Source organism: Streptomyces sp. CA-243310, from assembly GCF_050936775.1.
GTDB lineage: Bacteria > Actinomycetota > Actinomycetes > Streptomycetales > Streptomycetaceae > Streptomyces.
This window is the reverse complement of sequence record NZ_JBNJMF010000001.1, coordinates 3,248,156-3,272,844: the sequence shown is the minus strand read 5'-3', so window position 1 is coordinate 3,272,844 and position 24,689 is coordinate 3,248,156. Positions and strand designations below refer to the sequence as shown.

Annotated in this window: 10 protein-coding genes; 1 reads left to right on the top strand and 9 read right to left on the bottom strand. The window is 73.3% G+C overall.

What is annotated here, in order from left to right; genetic code table 11:
- Positions 1–4 precede the first annotated feature (4 nt).
- From ACQEVM_RS14425 to eccD, 9 genes are all read right to left on the bottom strand, one after another.
- The gene (locus ACQEVM_RS14425; protein ID WP_433078621.1) at positions 5–11,473 is read right to left on the bottom strand and encodes a hypothetical protein; all 11,469 of its coding nucleotides are present in this window, start codon (positions 11,471–11,473) and stop codon (positions 5–7) included.
- A 67-nt stretch (positions 11,474–11,540) separates the two neighbouring features.
- Positions 11,541–11,909, bottom strand: coding sequence for a hypothetical protein (locus ACQEVM_RS14420; protein WP_351921475.1), 369 nt, complete (start codon positions 11,907–11,909; stop codon positions 11,541–11,543).
- The gene (locus ACQEVM_RS14415; protein WP_433078618.1) at positions 11,906–12,379 is read right to left on the bottom strand and encodes a YbaB/EbfC family nucleoid-associated protein; all 474 of its coding nucleotides are present in this window, start codon (positions 12,377–12,379) and stop codon (positions 11,906–11,908) included. Before ACQEVM_RS14415 ends, ACQEVM_RS14420 begins: the two co-directional genes overlap by 4 nt.
- A 96-nt stretch (positions 12,380–12,475) precedes the next feature.
- Positions 12,476–15,916 carry an AAWKG family protein gene (locus ACQEVM_RS14410; protein WP_433078616.1) on the bottom strand — a complete coding sequence of 1,147 codons (3,441 nt, stop codon included), beginning with the start codon at positions 15,914–15,916 and terminating at the stop codon, positions 12,476–12,478.
- Between the two features lie 60 nt (positions 15,917–15,976).
- Positions 15,977–16,444, bottom strand: coding sequence for a type VII secretion system-associated protein (locus ACQEVM_RS14405; RefSeq protein ID WP_433078614.1), 468 nt, complete (start codon positions 16,442–16,444; stop codon positions 15,977–15,979).
- Positions 16,445–16,633: 189 nt separating this feature from the next.
- Positions 16,634–16,954: a WXG100 family type VII secretion target gene (locus tag ACQEVM_RS14400; RefSeq protein WP_433078612.1), complete on the bottom strand. Its 321-nt coding sequence runs from the start codon at positions 16,952–16,954 to the stop codon at positions 16,634–16,636.
- Positions 16,955–17,053: 99 nt separating this feature from the next.
- Positions 17,054–17,389 carry a hypothetical protein gene (locus tag ACQEVM_RS14395; protein WP_150521410.1) on the bottom strand — a complete coding sequence of 112 codons (336 nt, stop codon included), beginning with the start codon at positions 17,387–17,389 and terminating at the stop codon, positions 17,054–17,056.
- Between the two features lie 262 nt (positions 17,390–17,651).
- Complete coding sequence (gene eccB / locus ACQEVM_RS14390) at positions 17,652–19,127, bottom strand: type VII secretion protein EccB (RefSeq protein ID WP_433078609.1); 1,476 nt, start codon at positions 19,125–19,127, stop codon at positions 17,652–17,654.
- Positions 19,128–19,143: 16 nt separating this feature from the next.
- Positions 19,144–20,544 (bottom strand): type VII secretion integral membrane protein EccD, encoded by a 1,401-nt coding sequence (gene eccD / locus ACQEVM_RS14385; RefSeq protein WP_433078607.1) that lies wholly within the window; start codon positions 20,542–20,544, stop codon positions 19,144–19,146.
- A gap of 179 nt (positions 20,545–20,723) precedes the next feature.
- Here eccD and eccCa point away from each other — a divergent pair, with 179 nt between their 5' ends.
- Positions 20,724–24,680 (top strand): type VII secretion protein EccCa, encoded by a 3,957-nt coding sequence (gene eccCa / locus ACQEVM_RS14380; protein ID WP_433080011.1) that lies wholly within the window; start codon positions 20,724–20,726, stop codon positions 24,678–24,680.
- Positions 24,681–24,689: the final 9 nt, after the last annotated feature.

The following is a 24,689-nucleotide window of genomic DNA, read 5'->3' as shown; positions in this document are numbered from 1 at the left end:
TTCGTCATGACGCGTCTCCTGTGACCACGTACGCCGGGTCGCCGGAGTTCACGGGCGTGCCTCCGCCGGTGCCGGCGCCGCCGACGGACCCGCCGGCCGGGGCGGCCGTGCCCTGGATCCCCAGGGCCCGCGCCACGACCTCCCACACCGCCGCCGGCGGCGCCTCCCCCGCAGGGCCGCTCAGCAGCCACCGCAGGTGCTGAAGCGGCGTCAAGCCCAGCTCCTCGACCGTCAACGAGCCTCCGAGCAATACGGCTTGGGCGTTCTGTCCCGCGGTGAGCACCACCCCCGCGTCGGTGAGCTCCGACAACGGGACCGGTCGGTCGCGGTCCAGCAGGCCGGTCACCTCCGCGGACTTCAATGCCGACAGGAGCGCCTCGTCGATGTCGAGGCCCTCGATCCCCGCCGCCCGGGCGTGGGCGATCAGCACGTCGTCTGCGCCGGGAGCCGGGACGGACAAGGGGTTCGGCGCCGGGGCCGGTGTGCTGCCGGGGGCGGTGGCGGGGATCGCGTCGCTGCCCCGGTAGTGGCGGCGTCCGGGCGAGTAGTGAACCTCGACCACGGGGGCGCCCTGGGGCCCGTAGCGGTCGAAGACGCTCGACGGGCCGCCGTCCCACTCGGGCTGGGCGACGTCGACGGCGACCCCGAGGACGTGTGCCGTCAGCATCAGGAACGCGTCCCCGTGGTCGGAGGCCCAGCTGTTCTCCCAGGTACGCACCGCGTTCAACAGCCCCTGGAGTTCGGCGGCGTCGAGCGGCGCGGTGCTCATCCGGTAGGCGACCGCGAGTTCGTCCCGCAGTTCGCCGTCGGTCAGGGCGGTGGTGTTGCCGACGCCGTGCCGCAGGGCGAGCGCCGCCAGGTCGGCCCGGGTGGTGCCCGGGGCCCTCAGGTGGCGGGCGAACTCATCGGCGATGGAGGCGCGGAGTTGGAGTACGACCTGGTCGGGCAGCGGCGTTCCACCGGCGGATTGTTGAACGTGGTGCGCGATGGTGGTGCGCAGGGCGGCCACGGCCGCCTGCGACGGATGGTGCGCGGGCAGTGTGCCCGTGTACGACAGTGCGGTGGCCTGGGCGTGCAGGTCGGCGCGGACTCCGGCGGTGTTCGAGAGCCAGGCGAAGACCGCCGGGTCGTTGGCGGCCAGACCGGGCAGCCGGTCGCGCACCAGTCGGGGCGCGCCGGCGAGGAACGCGTACAGCAGGCACTCGCCGTTGGCGACGGTACGGAGCGGGCCGCCGACGGGTCGGCGGCGCGACGACTGCCCCTGCGCGGCCGGGGTGGCCGGCGCGGTGCCGACACCCGTGCCGGTGCCGGTGCCGGTGCCGCCGACCGTTCCCTTGGGCGTGGACGGGGGCGGAGGCTTCACCGCGGTCTTCCCGTGCGGCTGCTTCGTGGAGGCCGCCGTGGCGGTCCGTGTCGCGGGGGTGGCCGTGGAGCGGGTGGCCAGGGCGGTGCGCGGGCCGCGGGCGGGGTTCGCCATCACGGAGGACAGCGGGACGTCGACCAGGCCCTCGCCGGCGGTGCGGCGGGCCGCGCCGAGCGTACGGGCGAGGCGGGGCAGGCGCCGAGCCGCGGTGGTCTGGATGCCGGCCTGAAGGATCTGCTCCTTCCGTGCGGCAGCGATGACCAGGTCGATGGCGTCGAGGCTCTTGCGCCGCCGGTCGCGCTCCCCTTCGGCCGTGTTCCGGCGGTCGTCGGCCCGGCCGAGGGCGGTACGGCGGTCGTCCTCGCCGGCACGGGTGGCCGTCACGGCGGCCGTGAGGCCGGGCAGGCGCCGGCCGGCGTCCTGCGCGTCGGTACGGGCCGTCGCCAGATCGGTCCCGAGCCGGCCCAGCCGGGTGCGCAGCCGGGCCTGCCGCGCCCGGATCCGGGCCAGGTCGGTCCGCGCGCCCTGTTCACGGGCCCGCACGGCAGCGACGCTGAGCGGCGGCCCGGGCGCCTTCGTCCGGCGGGCCATGTGGCGCAGTTCGGCGGCGGCGGTACGTGCCTCGACCGACCGGGCCCGCTCGTCGCGCTCGGTGGCGGCGATCCGCCGTTCCACGGCGGTGATGTCCTTCTCCGTCCTGCGCACCCGGCCGTTCAGGCGGACCTCGGCGTTCTTCCCGTCGGTCAGAGCGGTCCGGGCCCTGGTGTGGGCCTTGACCGCGTCCCGCAGTTCCCCGACGGCCCGTCGGTGGCCGGCCTCCTCGGTGGCGAGTGCCTTCACGGCTCCGTCGAGGGCGGTGAGGGCGGCGGCCCGCGGGGCGCGCCGGTCGCTCTCCCGGCGTCGGGCCGCGGCCTGCCCGTGCAGGGCGTCGCTGTGCTCGGTGATGGTGTCGGCCAGGGAGTTCCAGGCGGTGACGGTGGCCGCGTCGGTGCTCGCCAGGGAGCCGTCCTCGGCGAACACCCAGTGCTGGAGCCCTTCGTCCGTCCGCAGGACGAGTTCCACCGGCCGGGCGGCCAGTACGGCGGTACGGGAGGCCGCGTAGAGGGCGCGCGCGAGGAGCGAGCCGTCCGGGTCGGGGCCGGGGGCGAGCCAGATCTGCGCGGCGTCCTCGTTCAGGTCGAGTACGCCGGCCAGCGCTGCGGGCAGGTCGCCGAGGGGGTGCCCCGTCCAGTCGCGGAGGTCGGCCGCGGACTGCCCGGCGAGCATCGACCGGAGGTCGTACACCTGAGGGTCGGTGCGGGCGTCGGTGATGCCGTGGCCGAGCACGTCGCGTTCGGTCAGGCGCATCTCGGCGCTGCCGGTGACGTACCGGGTGCCGCCCGGCCCGGTGACGGTGATCAGGACGTCGACCATGGTCTCGTGACTGCGGGTGCCGCGTCCGCCGTCGGCCGACAGGGCGGTGCCGCCCAGCTTGAACCATTCGCGGCGGCTCGCGGTGACGGCGGAACCGGGCCCCTGGGTCGGGGGCTGCCGGCCGAGCACGGGGAGGCCGACGCCGAACAGGTGGCCGGGGTCGAGCGAATCGGCGGTGTGGGCGGTCTGCAGGACGGTGTTCGAGGCGCCCCCGACCGTGAGGGCGGTCGACGCAGTGGTACCGGGCAGCCGCAGCCGGTCCAGGGTGACGTCTCCGGCATCGGTGATCCGTCGGGGGTTGCGGACCTCGATCCGCAGGCCCGGCTGGGCATCGGTGTCCCGCTCCGCCGGATACGCGCCGGGCATGGAGGAGGTGATGCCGGCGCCGCGGGGCAGGTCCACGCTGACGTGCTCGGCCTGGATCAGTTCCCCGATGCGTACGGCCGCCGCCTCGGCGGACTCGGAGAGGGAGGTCGAGGTGAGGCCCGGCGCGAGGTCCGGCGCGACCTCGGCGAGGGCCCGGGAGAGTTCTCGGTAGGCGTTGAAGTGGAACACGGGGGCCGGGCCGGTCGGCACGACGCGCTGCCCGGCGCCGATACGGCGGCCACCCGCGGCCGCCGGCGCGCCGGCGGTCCTCGGGTCGAGGGCCGACACGCCCGGCGCCAGCGGGTTCGCGGGCGCCGGCGGGTCGACTGCCTCGCTGCCGGTGAAGCGCAGGGTGACCAGGGCGGGCACGGTGGCGGTGCGTTCGGGCCGGCCGAACAGGATGCGCCGGGCCCACTCGATCCAGCCGGTGTTCTCGTCGAACCAGCCGATCACGCCGGCCTCGACCATGCCGCCGGGGATGTTGAGCGGCCATTCGGTGACCAGTTCGGAGCGGACGGAGGCCGTGTACTCGTACTCCACCTCGAAGTCCGCCGCGTTGTCGGTGCGCATCCAATGGCGGTCCTCGTCCGTCGAGGAGTTCCTGGCCGTGTCGGAACTGCTGGTGGTGTAGGTCAGGGCGGGGCCGGTGCGGTCGGTGCGGGTGTCGTCGGCGGGGCGCGGGTAGCGGGCGTTGGGGGTGAAGGTGGTGGCGCTCTGGCGGGTCGTGGTGGTGCCGACGGAGGTGTTCGACGGGGCGTGGACGTGTACCTGCTCCTGGCCGGCGCCCGCCCCGGCACGCCGGCCGCGCACGGTGCGCAGTCCGGCGGTGTCCTGCCGGGGCCTGGCGTGGAGCGACACCTCGACGAGCCGGGCGCCTCCCTTGGCGACGTGCAGGAAGTGGAAGCGCTGGGCGTGGCCGGGTCCGCGAGCGGGCAGGGCGCGCAGGGCGGTGGACGTGGTCAGGTCGGCGATCCGGGTGCGGACGCCGGACAGGTACGCGGAGTGGCCGGGGCTGGTGGAGCCGGGGGCCTCCTGCTCGACCAGCCGGGTCAGTTCGGTCCGCAGCGCGTCGCGCCGCTCCACGGGGCCGCTCGCGGACGGAACGGGCGGCGCGGCGCCCGTGTTCGCGGCACTCGTGTTCGCGGCGCCCGTGTTCTGGGCGGTCGTGTTCTGGGCGCCCGTGTTCTGGACGCCCGTGCCCCCGGCGGTCGTGCTCGGCGCGGTCGCGTGCGCCGCCGGTGCGAACTGCCGGACCGAGAGGATGCCGGCGAACCCGGGCTCCCCGGTCCGGGCGAAACGATCCGGCAGGGGCAGGTCGGCGGCGGGACGCGGGGTCGGAGTCAACGAGGCGACGCCCCCGAACCACTCCGTGTCCCGGCTCAGTTGGGTGTCGCTCATGAGGAACTGCGCGCCGCGCGGGATCTCGACGGCGAGGGTGACGGGATCGGTGCCGGTGATGCCCAGGGTGTTGCCGACCAGGTTGCGCCGGCCGTGACGCACGGTGACGAGGATCGTCGCACCGGTGCGAAGGCGGTGCTGCATGCCGCCCTCGGTGGGCGTGCGCGTCACCCCGGTGGAGGAGGTGACGGTCTTGCTCGTGTCGGTGCGGCGGGTGAGGGCCTGGCGACCCGAGGGGTTGAACAGCGTGGCCGGTTCCGGCGCCGGACCGTCGCTCTTCGCCGCGCGGGCCGACTTCCCCGCGCCGCCCTGGGCGGCGTGGGGAGCCGGAGCGGGCCGCTGAGCGGCGGTGAAGGCCCCGGCGAACTGGTGGGTGGTGCTGCCGGCGCTCTGGTGCGCGACGGTGTCGGTGGCGCCGACGTCCGTCTCCAGGTACTGGGTCGCGCTGTTCGGGTTCTCCGGGTCGTGCAGGTAGCCCTGGAGTTCGACGGAGAACTCGTGGTCGGCGCCGAGGCCGGGCAGGGTCAGACCCTCGATGACGTAGCCGCCCTTGAAGATCTGGTGGGAACGGGCGAGCAGGTTGGCGGTGCCGAGCCCGGCGCGCAGCGCCTCCCTGAACGGAGTGCTCTCGTCGGTGGGGTCGGCCCCGTCGAGGTTGTCGACGAGGCCGCCGGCCTTGTTCGCCAGATCCGTCAGGAAGCCGGCGGTGGCGTCCCACGCCTTGTGGAGGGCGCCCTTGGGGGCATGGCCGGGGTGGGTTCCGGTCACGATCCGGTCGAAGGCGTCGACGAGGGCGGCCGAGCCCTGGAGCCCGTCCATGATCGCGTCGTCGGGCAGGCGGACCACGTTCGGCACGGGGTTTCCGGTCGGGTCCGTCAGGGCCAGGCGGGTCCGGTCCGCAGCGTTGACGGCACGTACCCGGGGGGCCGCGGGCGCCTGGCGTGCGGCGCCGGCCGGCTGGGTGCGGTGGTGCGGGACGGCGAGGGTGAGCCGCCCCGGGACGGTGTGGACGGGCGGCCGTTCCTCGTCGGGCGGACGCGGGCGGGCGCCGGGCGGGTCACCGGCATCGGCGAAGCGCTTCTTCGGCCGGGCGTCGCCCTCGTACAGGTCCAGCGCCAGCAGCGCGGGCACCTCGAAGACCTCGGCGTCCTGGCCGCTGCCGATGAAGAACTGGTCCTGGCTGTTCCCGGAGCCGGCCGCGAGGGTGTCGGCGCCCTGCCGGCCGTACGTGTAGTCGCCGGCGCCGGCGAGCGTCCACGGAGCCTCGTCGGGATCGCCGACCGGACCGGACGGGCCTCCCCCGATGCCGACCTGCCAGCCGTGGGCGCGCCCCCTGGACTCGTTGCCGGGGACGCCGACCGAGGAGATGCCCATGACCTGGATGCCCGGCAGAGTACGGCGGTGGCGGGTGTGGCCGGCCGGGTCGCGGGTGGCGCTCAGGCGCAGTTGGACGCGGCGGGTGCCGCCGGTACGCGACGGCAGCTCCATCCAGAACGGCTTGCCGCCGTCGAGGAGCGCGTCGGCCGAGGCGCGCAGGCCCACTTCGGAGCGGGCCTGTTCGAAGCGGCGCAGGTTGGCGAGCTGGGCCTGCGCCCTCTCCTCGTCCTCCACGTAAGGAGTGCGCGGGCGTTGGATGGGCGGCAGGAACCCCTCCTCCCGCAGCCATGCCTCGGCCCGCCGGAACATCGGCTCGGCGCCGGTGACCGCCAGCGGGGCCGCGGACAGGCCGATCGACGCGAGGTTCTCCAGGTCGTCGGGGAGCTGCCGCGTCCCCTTGCCGATGGGGTGCTCCTGGCCCTGCGCGTCGGCAGCGGTGAGCACGCGCATCCGCAGGCCCCCGTCCCAGGGGCCGGCCCGGTGCGTGGTGCTTCCGCCGCGAGCGCGCACGAGGGTGACCCGGTAGGTGACCCGCGCCGGGGTGAGCAGATGGCTGCGGTTCGTGCGTACGGCGTGCGCGAGGGTGGCGGAACCGCCGGCCGAGAGCGAGGAGTTGGTCTGCCATTTCCCGCCGCCCTTGAAGGCGATGGCGCCCTGGGCGCGCGTGGAGGCCGCGGGGTGACCCTGCTGCGTGTCGGACGTGAAGACGGGGGCGACGCTGCCGTCGACCGCGACACCGCTGGTGTGTTTGACGGAGCTGTCCATCTTCACGATCTCGGAGACGTGTGCCTCGAGGTTGATCTTGCCGTCGATCGAGCGGTGGGTGGGGGCCGGGTCGGGTTCGACCACGGTGGTCAGCTTGAGGACGCCGATGGCCTTGCCCCGGTCGTTCAGCAGGATCGGCGAGTACAGGCCGCCGCCCCGCTGGAGGGGAAGGGTGCCGCGCAGCACCGGCTCGGACAGGAACGCCTCCAGTTCCTCCGCGGAGGCGTCCGACAGGTCCGACAGGTCGTCGCGGAAGGCGTGGTGGACCTCGGAGAGCAGTCGGGCGGGTTGCATGACGGTGTCCACGCCCCAGACCGGCAGGTCGTCGAGGGCTGCGGGCGGCGGCATCGGTCCGTTCGGTTCCGCGGCCAGGTGCTGGGGGAACCAGACGGTGACCGGGCCGTGCCGCTCGCCGTCCCCCCAGTCGGCGTTCCCGCTCCCCGGTCCGGCGGCTGCCGGCCGGTCGACCCGGAGCTGCCACTCCGAGACGAACTCCACGGGCTGGGACAGTTCGTTGCTGCGCTGCGCGGTCATCGTCTGCACCGCGGACGTGACGGTGCTGCTCGTGGAGAACTGGTTGTGGGTCAGTGTGACCGCCAGTGCGGCGTCCACCCGGCTGACCGGTCCCGCCCGCCCGACGGTGAACGAACCGGACCAGGTGACCGGCACCGTGCGGACGTTCCCGGAGTTCTGGGCCACCGAGGACTCGGAGCTGCCCTGGCCGCGACGCTCCACACGGCCCTCGGGATCCTCGACGCCGTGCTCGCCGTACCGTCGGGACCGGGCGGGGTCCCGCAGGCCGAGCCGGACGTCCACGGTGCGCTCCCGGCCCTCGTGCGTGACGGTGATCCGCCTGCCGGTGCTGCGCAGGTACGGCAACTGCCGTGCCAGCTCGACGGCGTTGGCGCGCTCCCGGAGCTGGACCCGTACCGGATGGTCGTGGGGGGCGCCGGCGGGAACGCCCAGGCGGGTGAGGATCTGCCGGTGCAGCCCCTCCACCACGGCGTCGGACAGCGGTTCGACGTGGACGAGGCCGACGTTCCCGTCGTACCCGGTGCCGTAGGTGGTGGCGTACGTGGAGAGGGGCGCGCTCCAGTCGCGCGGGGCCCGGGCGGACTCCCAGCGGCCGTCGTGCTCGTCCGGGGGCAGCGGGTCCGCGTCCGGAGATCCGGTCCCCGGGGTGGTGGCGCCGACTGCGGGGGTGCCCGCCGTGAGCGGGTGGTCGCGCACCGCGGGGCCGGAGTCGAGGGCCGACTCCAGGGTGCGCAGGTCGGCTTCGGTGACGGCTCCGGTCGTGGGGATCCCGCCGGTGTCGGCCATCACCCCGGTGGGATCGGCGGCGAGGAGCCGGCGGAACAACGACTCGGGGTCGCGTCCCCGGTCACGCATCCCCGTGTAGTGCAGGATCTCGTGCAGTGCCACGGCGTCGTCGCGCCCGGGCCCGGCACCCAACCGGATGTGCAGTTGGTCGCTGCCCGTCGGCTCGTCGGCGCGGCTGAGTTCCACCGCCTCGGCGTGCTCCGGGGCGTGGGTCAGCACCAGGTCCACGTGCAGTTGGTCGCCCGAACCCGGCAGCCGCAGGCCGTGGTTGACGTGGACGGCGAGGAGCGTGCGCATCCGCTGCCGGAAGGCGGGCAGCCCGGCGGGGTCGAAGCCGGGCCCGAACCGGACCGGCAGGTGCAGGGCGACATCGCGCACCCAGCGCCCGTCGTCGGCCTGGACGCGTCGGACCCGGGCACGGACCAGTGTGGTGAGGCCGTGCAGGGTGCCCGGGGCACGCCTCTCGTCGAGCGGGTCGCTCGCGGGGTCGAACCGTTCCAGGTGCAGGGAGGACGCCGGAGCGGACGCGCGCCGATGGCTCCACTGCCCGAACCGTACGGGTACCGCCGCCGTCGCTTCCTCCTCGGTGGACGGCGGGCCCTCACCGCCCCCGTCCCGCTCGATGGAGGCGGACACGACGGCGGGGCGCGGCGTATCGCCGGGACCCGTCCCGGTCGGGAGCGGCGCGGCTTCCCCCGGCGCCGGTTCCGGTTCCGGGGGCCCGCTCGTGGTGTCGGGAACCGGGTGCGGGGGGGCCTGCGTCGCGGTGCCGGGTGGGCCGCCGACCGTACGCACCGGCGCCGGGGCAGCGGGTACGGAACCGGTGTCCGCGTCCGGTACGGCGGGGGCGTCGACGAGGGAGGCGAGCAGGTTCAGGTCACGGCCGCGCAGTCCTTCGCGGGGCGGCCCCGACGGGAGGGGCCGGATGTGGTCGCCGGCCGGGCCGGCCGGGATGTCGCCGTGCAGGCCGAGTTGTCGGGCGATGCGTACGGCGTGGTCGGTCGGGTCCGCGCCGGTCCACCACGGGGTGCGGTTCGTCTCCCCGTCGCGTTCCGCCGGGGTGACGGTGCGGTCGTCCGGGTGCGCGGGGCCCGCCATCTGTTCGACGGTCACCTGGAGCAGGTCGCCGCCAGGCAGCCGGTGGCCCGGCGCGTTGAAGTACTCCTCGACGCCCGTGCGGACACGGTCCCAGGCGTCCTCGGGCATGCCGTCGGGCCCGGTCTCGACCCTGACGGTGAGGTCGGTGACCCAGGCGCCGTCGTGCTCGACCCGGCGCACGTCGAACGCCGCCCGCACGGTGCGCGGGACGCTCCCGCCGGGCCGCGACGGATCGGCGGCGACGGGCGCGTCGTCGGTCCACGTGTACTCGCGGGTGACGGGCGGCACGGCGGCTCGCGCCGCCTCCCAGACGGGGTTCCCGGTCCGCGGGGCGGGGCCGCCGTGCGGGGCGGCCGACGCGGGGGTGTCCGGGGCGGTGACCGGGGGCTGGGCGCTCTCCCCGGCCGGGGACGCCTCGTCGGGCACGGTGGACGTCTCCGCCGAGGACTGGCGGACCCGGGTCGGCGGGTCGGCGGCACCGCCGGAGGCCGTCGGGCGGGGTGCGGCGCTCTGCGGGGGCGGTGCGGGGTGTGTCGCCCCCTCGCCGCCCCTGTCGTCGGGCGTACCACCGGCCTCGACGTCGCCGGGTCGTACCTGTCCGCCGGACCGCGCCCCCGCACTCGTGCCGACGCCCCTGTCCGTGCCCGTGCCGATGCCCTTGTCCGTACCGGTACCCGTGCCGGTGGCCGCGTCCGGGTCGGGGCCCGTGGCCGCGTGGACGTCCGGGTCCGCGTCCGCGTCCACGGGTACGGTCCGCGTCGCGTCGTCGGGCGTACCGCCCGGTCCGGCGGCGACCGGGAGCGGACGGCCACCGGTCCCCGGGGCGGCCGTGGCCGGAGGGGGCACGGTGCCGCCGGCCGCGGGCCCGGAGGGGGAGGGCACGGTGCGTTCCGGGCCACCGTCCCGGACGAGAAGGCCGTCGGACGCGTCGGACGGATCGGCCAGGACGTCGTGCGGTGAGGTACCGAGTCCGACAGGACCGGGCGTCCGCCCGATCACCGGGGAGGGTGTGGGGTTCGGGCCGGCGACGTGCGGGAGCGGGTCGACGGCGGAAGGCCTCGGGTCGGGGGCGGAGGTGCGTGGCTCCGGGCCGGTGAACCCGTCGGGACCCGGGCCGCCGGGCGCGGTGACCGGGCTGGGGGCGAGGAGCGTGGTCGGCGCCATCGGGAACGGGGCCCGGGGGGACGGCTGTGGGGTGGGCGCGGTGGACGGCCGGACGCCGAGCGAGGCGTGGTCGCCCACCGTCGCCGCCGGCAGGGCAGGCGGTACGGGCGCGGGGACCGGGGTCGGGTTCGCCGTGGGGGCGGGCGCGGAACGCGGTGGACCGTCTGAGCCGCCGGGACCACGGCTGTCCGGACCGCCCGGGAAGTCGACGTCGTTGAGGTCGGTGAAGTCGCGGGAGTCGGTCAACCACTTGTGCAGCCACAGACCGCCGCCGCCGAGGGCTCCGTCCGCCATCACCTCGAACATCGAGCTGGTGCCGGATCCGACGAACGTCTCCCACTTGAATTCCCAGACGCCCTCGAACGCTCCCTTGACCAGGACCTCGGCCGCGGACTCGCTGATCGCGCCGACGAGGAACGCCTCGGCGAGGTCGTTGACGCCGTCGAGGAATCTGATTGTGGAGGGGTTCTTCCTCGCGAAGTCGTCGAAGGAGTCGAAGGTGTTCTTGAACCACTTCCCGGCGTGGTCGAACGCTCCGCCGAGGACACCGGCGAACCCGCCGGCGAGCGCTCCGAACGCGGCTCCCTTCCCCACGTCCTCCCAGTCGATCCCGTCGGGCCTGCGGTCGCGCGGGTTCAGGGCGATCTGTGCGAGTCGGACGGCGAGGACCTGGAGCGCCTCCTCGATGGCGCTGGTGAGGGTGGGCGCGAGGTGGGTCATGCGCAGCAGCCGGTCCACGATGAGCAGGACGGCCAGCCGGCTCCGCGCCCTCGCCAGCATCATCTGGGAGACGGACGTGCCACCGGTGATCACGGCCAGGGCGGCCAGCAGGGCGAGTTCGACGAGAAGGGCGATGATCTCGGCGATGATCTCCCACTTCGCCTGCTGGATGCTCATCGAGTGGTCGATCTGCCCCCGGGCGATGTCGTCCAGCTTGTCGACCATCGCGTTGAGGTGGTTCACTCCCCCGTCGTTGGTGAGCAGCGACAACGCCCGCACGTACGGGTCGGCCACGTCGTCCGGCAGGGAGGTGGCGGCCTCGGAGATGGAGAGCTGGATCTCGTCCTGGAGGTCCCGGATGCCGCGGCCGAACCTCAGGTACAACTCACGGCTGTCGTACGCGAGGTTCTCCCGTGCCTCCAACGGCATTTCGCCGATGAGGATCCAGAGCATCCTCCGGACGTCGTCCGGGAAGTTGATCTCCTGCACCCAAACCTCCGCTCACCCGTGCCCTGCCCTCGCCACCCTGGACCGGTCCGCCCCGCGGCGCCCGCGGTCAGTGGCGCCCGCCGGTGCCCGGGTCGTCGAAGACCGTGTCGGGGGTCCTGCGCCGGTGCTCCGCGATCTGCTCGGTGGAGTACGAACGGGTGCGCTCGATGTTGTCGAGGTTCGCCAGCGTGGCCTGCACGAGTCCGTCGAGGGCTTCGTACAGCACCCGCCCGGTGCCCAGGCAGTACTCGTTGTTCCGTTCGTAGACCGGGCGGACCTGGAGGGCGAAGTCGTCCGTCCAGCCGGGCCACGGGGTGTAGTTGCGCTCGTCCGCGGTGAAGCTCCGGCTGAGGCCCTGCGCCAGTTCGGGCAGTCGCCGCATGCGTTCGACGGCCCTCCTGAGCGCCTCCGGGCTCGCCTCGTACACACCGCTCATGACCGGCTCCTTCCCCTGTGTCCGTCTTCCGCGTCCTCGTGGATCTCGTCTCGCAGCCGGTCTCCCGGGCGGCGGACCGGCTCGCCCTCGGCCTCGTCGAGCAGGGCGGAGCCGTAGATGCGCTCCCAGTCGACGGTCATGCCGCGCAGTTCGGGCGTCGCGGTACTCGGCCGGGTGAGGGGGTCGAAGAGGTCCATGACCTGGCGTGCCATCTGCGCCCGTCCTCGTTCGGCGGCTTCCAGCACCGATGCGGACAGTTGGGCCGGGTTCATCGAACGGTACTTGCCGTCGAGGAACTTGAGTCCGGTCAGCTCGCCCCGCGAGCCGACCGTGACTTCCACGGAGCGGTCGCGGGAACGTACGGTCGCGCCGGCGTCGGCCAGTTGCTCCTCGGCCCGGGCCACGGCGGCCTTGACGGACTCCAGTTCCGCCATGGCCTTGGCGATGCGCTGCTCGATCGGTTCGGTCACCGGTGGTACCTCCGGTCGTCCGGGCCGGCGCCCGGGTTGACGGTCTGGCGGTCTGGCGGTCTGGCGGACGGGCGGACGGGGGAACGGCGTCGGGGGTCATCGGCCGATCACGGCGGGCGCGCCTCCCTCGTCGGTGCCCCACACGTCCTCTTCCTCCTGCACCCAGGCGTCGCGGGTGCGGTCGCCGCTCTGGGTCTGCTGCCCGCCGGGAGCCGCGCCGCCCATCGGCGCGAACGGAGAGGCGCCGGTCGTGGTGGCGGTCCGGGGAGCGGAGACCCGGACGTCGTTCTCCTCCTGCACCCCCCGCGGGCTTCCCGCACGTGGCCGACCGCCGCGCGGTCCGCCGCCCGTCCGGCCGTCGTCGATGACGTTGCGGACCCGCTCGGAGGTGCCCGACCCGCCGCCGCCCCCGCCGCCGCCCATCCCGCCCATGGGACCGCCCATCCCGCCCATCGGTGTGCCCATCGGCCCGGCGGGGCTGCCCGCGCCGGAGCCGGAGCCGGGCAGCGAGCCGGTGTTGAGCGGGGTGCCGACGTCACCGAGGGCTCCGTGGGCCGGAGCGGGGCCCGTGGCGCTGCCCGCGAACGACGGCTGGTACGGGGTGTGGTCGTACAGCTCCTCCTCGTACGAGCCCAGGGAAGCGTCGTGGGAGGAGGGGCGGGAGACTCCGGGGAGCGAGGAGTGGGAACCGGGGCCACCGGGCAGGACCCCGTCGCCGTTCAGGTGCCCGCTGATCACGGTGCCGTCGGGGCGCGTGGTGATGCCGATGCCCGTGTCGGGATCGATGGTGGTGGTCGTGCCGTCCGGGTAGTCGGTGACGAGCCGGCCGTCGGCGCCGATGTGGGACACGCTGCCGTCGGAGTGCGGCAGGCGGTCACCGATGTTGAGGGGGCCGGTCGTGGAGGTGCCGTCGGGGCGGGTGACGGTGGCGGTGTGGAGGTCCGGGTCGATGGTGACGGTGCTCCCGTCGGGGTGGTGCGTGACGATCCGGCCGTGGTCGTCGATGGTCGTCGCGCTGCCGTCGGGCATCGTGATGCCGTGGTCCGAGTAGACGGGGTTGCCGGTCGGGTCGGGCATCGGCGAGGACAGGTCGCCCGGGTTCAGGTGTCCGCCCGACAGGTCGCCCGGGTTCAGCTGCCCGCCCGGCAGGTCCACGGAGCCGGGCCGGTCCAGGCCGGGAAGTTGCCGGCCGCCGGCGTTCTCGTGCGCGGCCCGGGCCTGTTCGACGGCTGCCTCCTGGCGGGCCTGCGCCTCGGCCTGGCGGGCCTCCACCTCGGCGCGCTGCTCGGCCTCGCGCTTCTCCTGCTCGGTGAACAGTTGCTCCTGCCGAAGCTCCTGTTCGGTCTGGAGTCGCCCCTGCTCCTCCTGGCGCTCCCGCTGAGCGGCCTCGGCCTTCGCCTGGGCCTCTTCCTGCTTGGCCTCCTGCTCGCGCTGCTTCTCCTCGGCCTTGGCCTCCGCCTCGGCCTGCCTGGCCTCCTGCTCGCCTTCCTTCCGCTCCGCCTTCTCCTGCGCCTGCGCCTGCCGGCGCTCGGCCTCTGCCTCCGCCTCCGCCTGCTTGGCCTCGGCTTCCCGCTCCTTCTCCTCGGCCTTGGCCTGGGCCTGGGCCTCCTTCTGCTCCTGCTCCTTGCGAGCCCGTTCCTGGTCGGTGCGGGCCTGGTTGAACTGGGTGGCCTGGACCTGCTCCTGGCGCTGTTGGGCCTCTTCCTGCTTGCGCTGGGCCTCTTCCTGCCTGGCCTCCTGCTCGCGCTGCTTCTCCTCGGCCTTGGCCTCCGCCTCGGCCTGCTTGGCCTCCTGCTCGCCTTCCTTCTGCTCCGCCTCGGCCTCGGCCTCTGCCTGCCGGCGCTCGGCCTCTGCCTCCTTCTCGCCGGCTTTCGCCTCCGCCTCGGCCTCCTTGCGTTCCTGCTCGGCCTTGGCCTGGGCCTCCTTCTCGCCCACCTCCTGCTCTTTGCGACCCTGTTCGGCCTTGGCTTCCTGTTCCTTGCGTTCCTGCTCGGCCTTCGCTTCGGCTTCCTTGCGTTCCTGCTCGGCCCGGAGCCGGGCTTCCTTCTCCTCGGCCTCCTTCTCCTTGCGCTCCTGTTCCGCCTTGGCCTGGGCCTCCTTCTCGTCGGCCTCCTTCTCCCGGCGCTCCTGTTCCTTCTTGGCCTCTTCCTCCCGGCGCTTGGCCTCCGCCTCCGCCTTGGCGGCCTGCTCCTTCTGCCAGGCCATGAACTCTTCCTGCTTGCGTGCGGCGTCCGCCGCCGCCTTCGCGGCGTCCGCCTCCTTCTTCTCGTTCTTGTCCTCGGTGTAGGAGCTGGTGAGGTCGCCGCCACCGCGGGTGCGCACGGATCCGAGGTCGAAGTTCTTGGTGCTCCAGCTGTTGTGGACCTGGCGGATCGCCTCGTTGGCGGGTACCTCCAGGCTCTCGATGACGGAGGCCTGCCAGTTCTGGACGGCCCGCTCCCCCACCTTCTTCCAGGTGGTGAGGTCGTCGAGCTGCCCGAAGTTGTCACCCATTCCGAACCGGGTGGCGGTCTGGTCGAAGCCCGCCGTGGCGTGGTAGGTCGTGGTGGTTCCGTACCGATTGGAACGCACCTTGTAGGTGATCATCTTGATGTTGCGTTCCCACACGTGGTCGGTGATCTCCACGAGCAGGTCGTGCAGCCACCGCAACGGGTTGCCCTCCATGTACTCCCAACGAGCCCAACTGCGTTGGAGGGTGGAGGCGGCGTTGCGGAAGTCGGTCTTGGCCTGCCGGAGTTCGTCGCCCTGCCTGGAACCCGTCGAACCGGAGGGGCGCATGTCCTTGGCGTAGCCGTCGTACTGCTTGCCGAGGGTGTGGACCAGGTTCCAGAAGACCCCGGCCGCCTGGCCGCGCCAGGCCTCGTTCTGCTCGACACCGATCCGGCGCTCCCACTCCTCCACCGCGTCCCGGCGGTCGACGAAGAACTGGGCGGCCCGGTCGAACGCCGAAGCCGCGGTGTCGAAGGAAGTGAGGGTGACCGCCTGATCGTTGGGGACGTTCTTCCCGTTCCAGTGGAAGCCGTGCGTGCCGTCCCGGTCGTTCAGGAGGGCCTCCAGTGCGCGGCCGGTCCCGTAGCTGTACTGGGTGAGGGGCTGGGTGGTCCAGACGGCGGCGTCGCCCGTCAGGCCGAGGTGGTTGTCGTACTGGCTCTTGAACTCCCCGCCCTCGACCACGCCACCGGCCGGCGGGCCGTCGCTTCCCTTGTTGCCGAGCAGGGTGATCCTGGCCTTGTACATGGAGACCTGGTCGCCGCTGGACGGGTTGTCGCCGCCGGTCAGGTAGAAGGGGATGACGAAGTCGGTGTTCTCGATTCGCCAGCCCGCGTTCTCCACACGCCAGTTGAAGTCGTTCGGGTCGGCGTAGTCGACGTGGGACTGCTTGCTGATCTCCACCTTCATCTGCGGGATGCCCGCGTTGCCGGCGAGTTCGTCGAAGAGCGTGTGGCGCTGCGGCGCGTCGTAGCCGGTGAAGAGCTTGACGGCCTGGTGCCAGGCATCGTTGTCCGAGGTCAGCGGCTTGATGTTCTCTTCACGCACGGTCGGGGCTCCGGGGACTCGGGCGGTCGGGAGGCGGGGCGGGGGCCGGTCCGGTTCCTGCTAGTCGTCGTCCTTGTCACGGCCGCCGAGGGACCCGTCGACGTCGGAGAAGATGTCGAGGAACTTGTCCCCGTCGATCTTGGCCAGATTGTCGCCCTGGGCCTTGAGGAGGGTGTCGATACTGGTGCGCAGATTGTCGTCGATGTCATCGAAGAGGAGTTTCTGGTCCTCCAGCACGGTGGTGACGGAGCCGATGAGCTCCTCCACCGCCTCTTTGATGTGTTGGCCGTTGGTGGCGCCGTCCTTGGTCATTCCCCCGATGGTGAGGGGAAGTTCGGCCCCGGGCAGCGCCCAGTCGCCGTGGGCCCCCGTCGACAGGAGGGCGTCCAGCGCAGGCACCACCGCCCCGTCCGGACCCACACCGTCCCCCATGATCTTCTTGATCTCGGCGATGAAGTCGGCGATGTCGTTGTTGAGGAAGTCCTCCAGCCAGGCCTTGTCCAGGTTGACCGGGGTGTTCTCCGCCATGTCCCGCTCCTGATCCCGCTCTTGCTCCTGCCGGGGCTCCGGCCGGTGCCGTCGGCTCGTGCGCCGACCGGGTCGCCGGCTCGTACGCCAGGGTCGTCCGCCGGCCCGGCCGCCGGGTCGCGGGGAGCGCTCTCGACGCGCCCCCGCGGACCGGTGGCCCGTGCCGGTTTCGGGGTTTCGAGGGCCGGGTCAGCGGCCGATGCGCACGTCTCCCCACATCTGGGTGAGGGACTTCTCGCTGTACTGGTAGTTGTCGGAGACGTCGGTCAGCAGTCGGGAGTGGTTCGCCAGGAGGTTCTTCATCGCCTCGACGGCGTTGTCCCACGCCTGCTGCTTGCCGTTGTAGACCTGGCGGTCCTCGCCTTCCCAGGTCTGCTTGAGCTCCTGGAGCTCGGCTTCGAGGTTGGCCAGAACACTCGCGATTGCCTTGGTCTGGGTGACCATGTCGTCCGCCGCGTTCGACATGTGCCGGTAGTCGACGTAGATGTGACCGTCGGTGAAGTCGCTCATCGTGGGGCCTCGTCTCACAACTGGAGGGAACAGGAGAGGGGTCGGTCCGTGCGATACCGGGCCCACCGGGATGCGGTCCGGTCCGGAAAGATGGCCTGATCAGCCGCTGAGCGTGTCGAACACCGACTGCGACTGGTTGTAGGCGGTGGTGATGCTCTCGTTGTTGGATCCCTGGGTGAGCCCCTGGGTGCGCAGCGTCTCGTTCAGGGTGTCGACCATGTCCCGCACGTTGCGCGAGATGATCTCCGCCTGGTCGTCCCAGAGCTTGAGCAGGTCCTGGAACGCCTTGCCGTCGGAGCCCTTGAGGCCGGACGACAGGTTGAACTTCATGTTCTCCACGTCCTGTCGGCAGTTCTGCACGCCGGTGAACGCCTGCTCCAGTGCCATGATGCCGTTCCGGGTGGCCTGTTCCTGTGACTGCTGGAAGCCTGCCATGTGCCGCACCTCCTGGTGGTTGTCACCGCCGAGTCCCACTGTGACGCCGGGTCCGGCGTCCGCGGGCGGCCTTCGTCAGCCGACAAGGTACTCAACCGGGCTGCCTGGAACCTCAGTTGTCGTCTGTCGCAACATGGCCGCAACCTGGATTCTCGGTGATGCCATGTCAAGAATCCAGCTTCGTAGGCCATGGACCCTGCATTTCGCGTCAACTACACGGACAGGACGTCTGGTTCTCCCGGACGGTTCTCCGACGCGTCCCTCACGGTCGCTTCGCGGTATCGGATACGGCGCCCCCCGTCGGGCAGGGCGTCGCGGTCGTGGTCCCTCGACCGGTCGCGGCGGCCCGCGGGCTGAGGTCGGGTCCGGTCGGGAGCATGGCCAGCAGCGGTGAGGGCAGTCCCCGGGCCTGACCGCCCGCGTAGCCGAGGGCGGTGAGCGTGTCCGTGCCGACGACCCGGTACTTCGTTCCGCCGTCGGTCACCAGGTAGAGCGTGGAGCCGAGTTCGCCGCCACCGGCGCCCAGCACGCGCACCAGGGCGCCGCCGCCCGGCCGGACCGTGATCCGCTCGACGGGCGTACAGGCCGGGGTCAGACCGTCCGGGGCGGGCTGCGCGGCCGGGCCGAGACCGACCAGCGGGGAGAGCGCGACGCTCACCCGGCTGCCGGCGCCGCCCGACTCTATCCGGGCACACGCCGTCGAGCCGGTCGCGGGGACGACCGCCCGGGGCGGCGCCTCGGGCAGACCGGTGGCGGTACCCCCGGCCGGCAGGGGGGCGGTACGGCCGTCCAAGGCGTCGGCGCCCAGCTCGGCGGCGGTCGGGGCGGCGCCCGCGTACGCCGTGAGACGGGTCCGCGGATCGCCCAGGACCAGGGCCGCGCCGGTCGCGGTGAGCGGGGCCAGGCCGTCCTGGCGCAGCAGGTAGTAGCGGGCGGCCGAGCCGGGCACCGTGATCCGGAAGACCTGGCCGACGCGGGTCTCGCGACCGCCGAGCCGCGGACCGTCCGAACCGCGGCCGGTCACCTCCGGCGGGGTCAGGTCGGGCCCCTCGGGGAGGGCGTTGAGGAAGGCCGCCGAGACCCGTGTGCGGGGCCGGGCGTCGTAACCCAGCGCCTGCGCGGCCTTGACCTCGTCGCCCAGACGCAGGCGGCTGCCGCGCCACACCAGGTGCTCCGCCCGGTCGGGCCCGACCACCAACAGCGCCTCGTCGTCGCCCAGTCCACGACCGCCGGCGGGCGCGCCGATCGCCAGGACGGTGGTGGCGGAGCCGCTCGGGATCCCGGAGCACACCTGCCAGGGCGTGGTGTCCAGGCGGTCGGCGGTGGGCAGCGTGTCCGGCGCGCCGGCGATGCCGGCGGGTGCGCCGCGCGGGGTGTCGGCGAGTGAGCGGCTCCCGACCGAGGTGACCTTGAGGTCGGCTCCGGCGAGCAGGCGCGCGGAGGTGTAGTTGCGCACGGGCCGGAGCCTGCCCTCCAGGTAGAGGTAGCGCGAGCCGGTCTCCTTGGCGACGACGAGGGTGCCCGGCTGCCGCCAGGAGTCCTTGGTCCCGGGTTTGAAGAGGCCGAACACGAACGCGCCGGCCGACAGCAGAACGGCGATGACCACGCCGATGGCGATGCCGCGGTTGGTGCGTCCCTGCGGGCTTTCCGGGGCGTCCGGGTCACTGCGGAGCATGGCGGAGGTGAGACGACCCATGACGAACATGTGGGCCTGGACCTGGTCGCGTTTCGACTGCATCGTGGCGCTCCCCGGATCAGCCGTTGAGGGACCGGAGGGCCCCGTAGACGCCGAGCACCCACAGGACCAGCGGCAGCAGGGCGATGGCCGCCGCCGAGTGGAACAACTCGGCCGCGCGGCCCCAGTACGGCACGAGTCGGCGGCCGGGCACGGTCCAGGAGGCGATGGCGAGCACGGCGGCGCCGGCGAGCAGCGCCACCACGAGCAGGAGCCTGCCGGACGGCGTGTGGGACGCGGCGGCCGTCCACACCAGCAGGACCGGGCCCCAGAGGCCCGGCACCACCAGGGACAACCGCTGCCACACGTTGCCGAGTCCGCGGGAGTGCAGCAGGAGCAGCAGCGCGAGCACGGCCGAGGTGCACACTTCCGCGAGCCCGGTGTGCCGGGCGAGCACGGTGAGGCAGCCGGTGCAGACCAGTCCGACCGCCCCGTACAGGGAGCTCATCCAGCCGTCGGCGAGCACGGAGCGCGCGGTGACGGTGGCCGTCGGGTGGGGTTCGATGCCTTCCTGGAGCTGCTGTGCGTTGGTGGGGAGCGGTGGCATGCGCAGGCCCGCCATGCGGAAGGAGAGCGAGGGCACGAACGCGCCGAGGAGGACGGCGAGGAGGGCCGTCACGGCGACTGCCTCCCCGAGCGGCAGTCCGGCGACGAGCATCACGGCGCCGGTGAGCGCGCCGAAGCCGGCGAGCACGGCGGGGGCCAGGAAGAGCGCGGCGTACGCGGCGACCGCGGCCAGCGCCAGGACCGCCCCGCCCGCTCCGGCGACGGACGCGGCGAGCAGCCGGGCGGCCAGCCCCTCCTGGCCGTGCGGGCCGGTGACGGCCCCGCCGGGCAGGAGCCATCCGGCGAGCGCGAGGTAGGGACCGGCCATCAGACCCAGGGCGGCTCCCGCGCCGCCGTCACCGACGGCGCGGGCCGCCGCTGCGGCGCCGGCGAGGAGCAACAGCGCCGCCGCGGCGGCGCAGACGGCGCGGGTGTCGCCGGAACCGCCGGGCAGGGCGAGCACCGCCAGGCCGGCGAGGAGCGCGGTGACGGCCGAGGCGCGCAGCAGCGCGCGGGCGGCGGCGGGGGTCCAGCCGTGGGGCTGCCGCTGGAGCGCCGTGGCGATGCCGTCCACCAGGTCGTCCAGGTGCACTTCGGGCAGGGCCTCGGTGCGCGGGCGCAGGTAGAGGGTCTCGCCGTCGCGCAGGTCGAGGGAGTCGAGGGTGTGTTCCTCGTCCAGCGGTTCGCCACCGAGGCGTTGGAGCACCCAGCCGCCGTGGTCGATCCCGGATTCCGCCAGGTCGTCCCCGGCGTAGCCGAGGACGGCGGGCAGCAGGTCGGCCACGGGGACGTCGGCGGGGACGGCGAGGTCCACGGTGCGGGCGGGGGCGCGTACGGTCAGGCGACACAATCCGGCCACCTGGTTGTCACTCATCGGTCTGGCTCACGCCTCTCCGGGTTCGATCGGCAGGCCAACGGGCGCCGACGGAGCGCTGGTTGGGCCTTGGGCGGTCAGCACGAACGATCGTAGTATCACTCACCTGTCCGAGGTATTCGCCGTCTGCGCGTGTGGCGACGCCCGCGACCCTGGTGCGAGGAGTCCGTTCGGTGAGTGTGGTGCTGTTCCGAAGGCCGGCCCGCAGGCGCGGCCCGGAGATGCCGGACGGGGAACTGACCCTTCAGGAGCCGCCCGTGCTCCCGGAGGTGGTGCCCGATTCCTCGGCGGTGTGGACGTACCTGCCGATGGCGCTGATGTCGGTGTCGATGATGCTGATGTTCATCCGGCCCGGGGCGGCCGGTGGCGGCGGGTTCATCTATCTGGCGCTGGGCATGATGGTGATCGCCTCGGCGGCCATGATGCTGGGCCAGGTCATGCGCCGCAACAGCGAGCGCAAGCAGCGCGTCAAGGGCGAGCGTCGCGACTACCTGCGCTACCTCACCCAGACGCGGCGCAAGGTGCGGGCGGCCGTGATCGACCAGCAGCGGGCCCTGGCCTGGCGGCATCCGGACCCGGCCGCACTGTGGTCCCTGGTCGGCACCACGCGCCTGTGGGAACGGCGGCCGCAGGACGAGGACTTCGGCGAGGTGCGGGTGGCGGTCGGCGACCAGAAGCTGGGGCTGCGACTCCATCCGATGGCGACCAGTCCGGTCGAGGACCTCGAACCGCTCGCCGCCCACGCGCTGCGCAGCTTCATCCGGGCGTACGCCACCGTGCCGGACCAGCCGATCGCGATCAACATGCGGGCCTGGGCTCGGGTGTTGTTCCGGGGCGACGAGGAACGGATACGCGCCCTGGCCCGGGCGCTCGTGGCCCAGTTGGCCGCCTTCCACTCCCCCGACGACCTGTGGATCGCGCTGTGCGTGTCCGACGAACGGCGCGCGGAGTGGGAGTGGGCGAAGTGGCTTCCGCACCATCTGCACCCACAGGAGACCGACGGCGCGGGGCCGGCGCGGATGACCGGGTCGGCGCTCGGTGAGCTGGAGGACCTGTTGGGCGCGGAGTTCCTGGAACGCCCGCCGTTCGATCCGGAGTCGCTGCCCGGCCGGGAGGAGCCGTTCACGGTGATCGTGGTGGACGGCGGCACGGTCCCCGGCGGGCACCGGCTGGACGGGCCCGGGCTGCGCAACACGGTGGTGCTCGACCTGACCGGGGCGCTGAGTTGGCGACCGGGCCGGGTGACACTGCGCTTCGAGGTGGCCGACGGCGACTTCCGGCTGGTGCGCACGGACCGTGACCGCAAGGAGCAGGTCGCACCCCTGGGGCGCCCCGACGCCTTCGGTACCCGGGGCGCCACGGCGCTGGCCAGACGCCTGGCCCCGTACCGGATGGGCATCGGCACGGACAGCGCCGAACCCCTGTCGACGGACGTGGAGTTGACCACTCTGCTGGGCATCTCGGACCTGTACGGGCACGCGGCGGACACGCTGTGGCGGCGCGGAACGGGGCCGAGCCGACTGCGGGTGCCGATCGGGGTGGGCGCGGACGGGGCTCCGGTCGAGCTGGACATCAAGGAGTCCGCGCAGGGCGGCACCGGTCCGCACGGCATGCTGATCGGCGCGACCGGCTCCGGCAAGAGCGAGTTGCTGCGCACCCTGGTGCTGGCGCTGGCCCTGACCAACTCCTCCGAGACGCTGAACTTCGTCCTGGTGGACTTCAAGGGTGGTGCCACGTTCCTCGGCCTGGACGAACTGCCCCACACCTCTGCGGTCATCACCAACCTGGCCGACGAGGCCGCGCTCGTCTCGCGCATGCAGGACGCCCTGCACGGTGAGCTCATCCGCCGCCAGGAGCTGCTGCGGGCCGCCGGGAACTACACCTCGGCGCTGGAGTACGAGAAGGCGAGGGCGGCCGGGACCCCGCTGGCCCCGTTGCCGAGCCTGTTCGTGATCGTCGACGAGTTCAGTGAACTGCTGGCGGCGCACAGGGAGTTCATGGAGCTGTTCGTGATGATCGGCCGTCTGGGCCGCAGCCTCGGCGTGCACCTCCTGCTGGCCTCGCAGCGCCTGGACGAGGGCCGGATGCACCAGTTGGAGAGCCATCTGTCGTACCGGATCGGGCTGCGCACCTTCTCGGCCATGGAAAGCCGCGGGGTGTTGGGGGTACCGGACGCCTACGAGCTGCCGTCGGCTCCGGGCGGCGGCTTCCTCAAGTCAGGGGTCGACGCGTTGACCCGGTTCCGGGCGGCGTACGTGTCCGGGCCCTACCGGCACCGGCGGGGCGGCGCGAGCCAGGCGCGGGCCGCCGGCCAGACCGTGCCGTGGAGCACGGGGTACGTGGTGCCGCGTACGGTGCCCGACCTGCCGGCGCCCGAGCCCGAGGCGGAGGAGGGCGGTGACTCGCTGCTGTCCGTGGCCGTGGAGCGGCTCCTCGGGGCGGGCCCGCCGGCGCACGAGGTGTGGTTGCCGCCGCTGGACCTGCCGGCGACGCTCGACCAGATCCTGGCGCCGCTGACGCCCGACCCGGAGCGTGGTCTGACCACGGTGGACGGGCCGGACCGGGGGCGACTGAAGGTACCGATCGGCATCGTGGACCGGCCCTTCGACCAGTTGCGCGACCTGTTGACCGTGGACCTGTCCGGGGTCGGCGGCCACATCGCCGTCGCCGGCGGCCCGCAGAGCGGCAAGAGCACGATGGTGCGCACCATCCTGGCGTCCCTCGCCCTCACCCACACACCGCGCGAAGTGCAGTTCTACTGCCTGGACTTCGGCGGTGGGACCCTGTCGGGGCTGGCCGGGCTGCCGCACATGGGCGGTGTCGCGGCGCGCATGGACGGCGAACGGGTGGGCCGGACGATCGCCGAGGTGACCACGCTGCTGGCGGCGCGGGAGAAGTTCTTCCTGGAGCACGGCATCGACTCCATGGCCACCTTCCGGCGCCGCCGGGCCGCCGGCGAGTTCCCCGCCGAGGACCACGGCGACGTGTTCCTGGTGATCGACGGCTGGTCCACGGTGCGGCAGGACTACGACCGCCACGTTCCGACCTTCGGTGCCATCGCCGCGCGCGGTCTCAACTACGGCGTGCACCTCATCGTGACCACGGCGCGTTGGGTGGAGCTGCCGTCGGCGGTGCGGGACCAGGCGGGCACCCACCTGGAGCTGCGGATGGGCGACGCCATGGACTCGGAGATCGACATCCGGCGGGCCGCGACCGTGCCCCGGGTCGCCGGCCGGGGCCTGACCCGGGAGGGCAAGCTGCACTATCTGACCGCCCTGCCCCGCATCGACGGTGGCGAGCGGACCGACGACCTGACGGAGGGCGTGGCAGCTCTGGTCGCGGCGGTCCGGGAGAGCTGGAGCGGCCCGCCTGCCCCACAGGTACGGATGCTGCCGACCGAGCTGCCCGTGGCCGAGCTGCCGGCCCCCGAGGGGAACTTCCGGGTTCCCCTGGGCCTGGAGGAGGATGAACTGGCGACCGTGTGGCACGACTTCAGCGAAAGTCCGCACATGATCGCGGTCGGGGACACCGAGAGCGGCAAGACCAACCTGCTCCGGCTCGCGGCACGGGCCATCATGGACCGGTACACGCCGGCCGAGGCCAGGATCATGGTGGTGGACTACCGGCGCGAGCTGGTCGAGGCCATCCCGGACACCTACCGGCTCGGGCACGCGGTCTCCATCGACGCGCTGAAGGACCTGGTGGACGGTGCGGCCCGCGCGGTACGGACACGGGTGCCGGGACCGGACATCGCCCCGGCCCGCATGCGGCTCGCCGACTGGTGGACCGGTCCCCGGCTGTTCATCCTCGTGGACGACTACGACATGGTGGGCACCAACCCCGCGCACCCGCCCTTCGACCCGCTGCTGCCGCACCTGTCGCTGGGTTGGGAGGTCGGACTGCACCTGATCGTCGCCCGCTCCGCGAGCGGGGCCGGGCGCGGCATGGGCGACGCGCTGATGCGTCGCCTCCAGGAGGTCAACACGCCCTCCCTGTTGTTCTCCTGCCCGCCGTCCGAGGGGTACGTGCTCGGCAACACCAAGGGCAGGTTGCTGCCGCCCGGACGCGCCACCCGCATCGCCCGACGCCGCACGGTGCAGGTCCAGACCGCGTTCCTGGGGGACCCGGAGTCCTGAGGGGAGCCG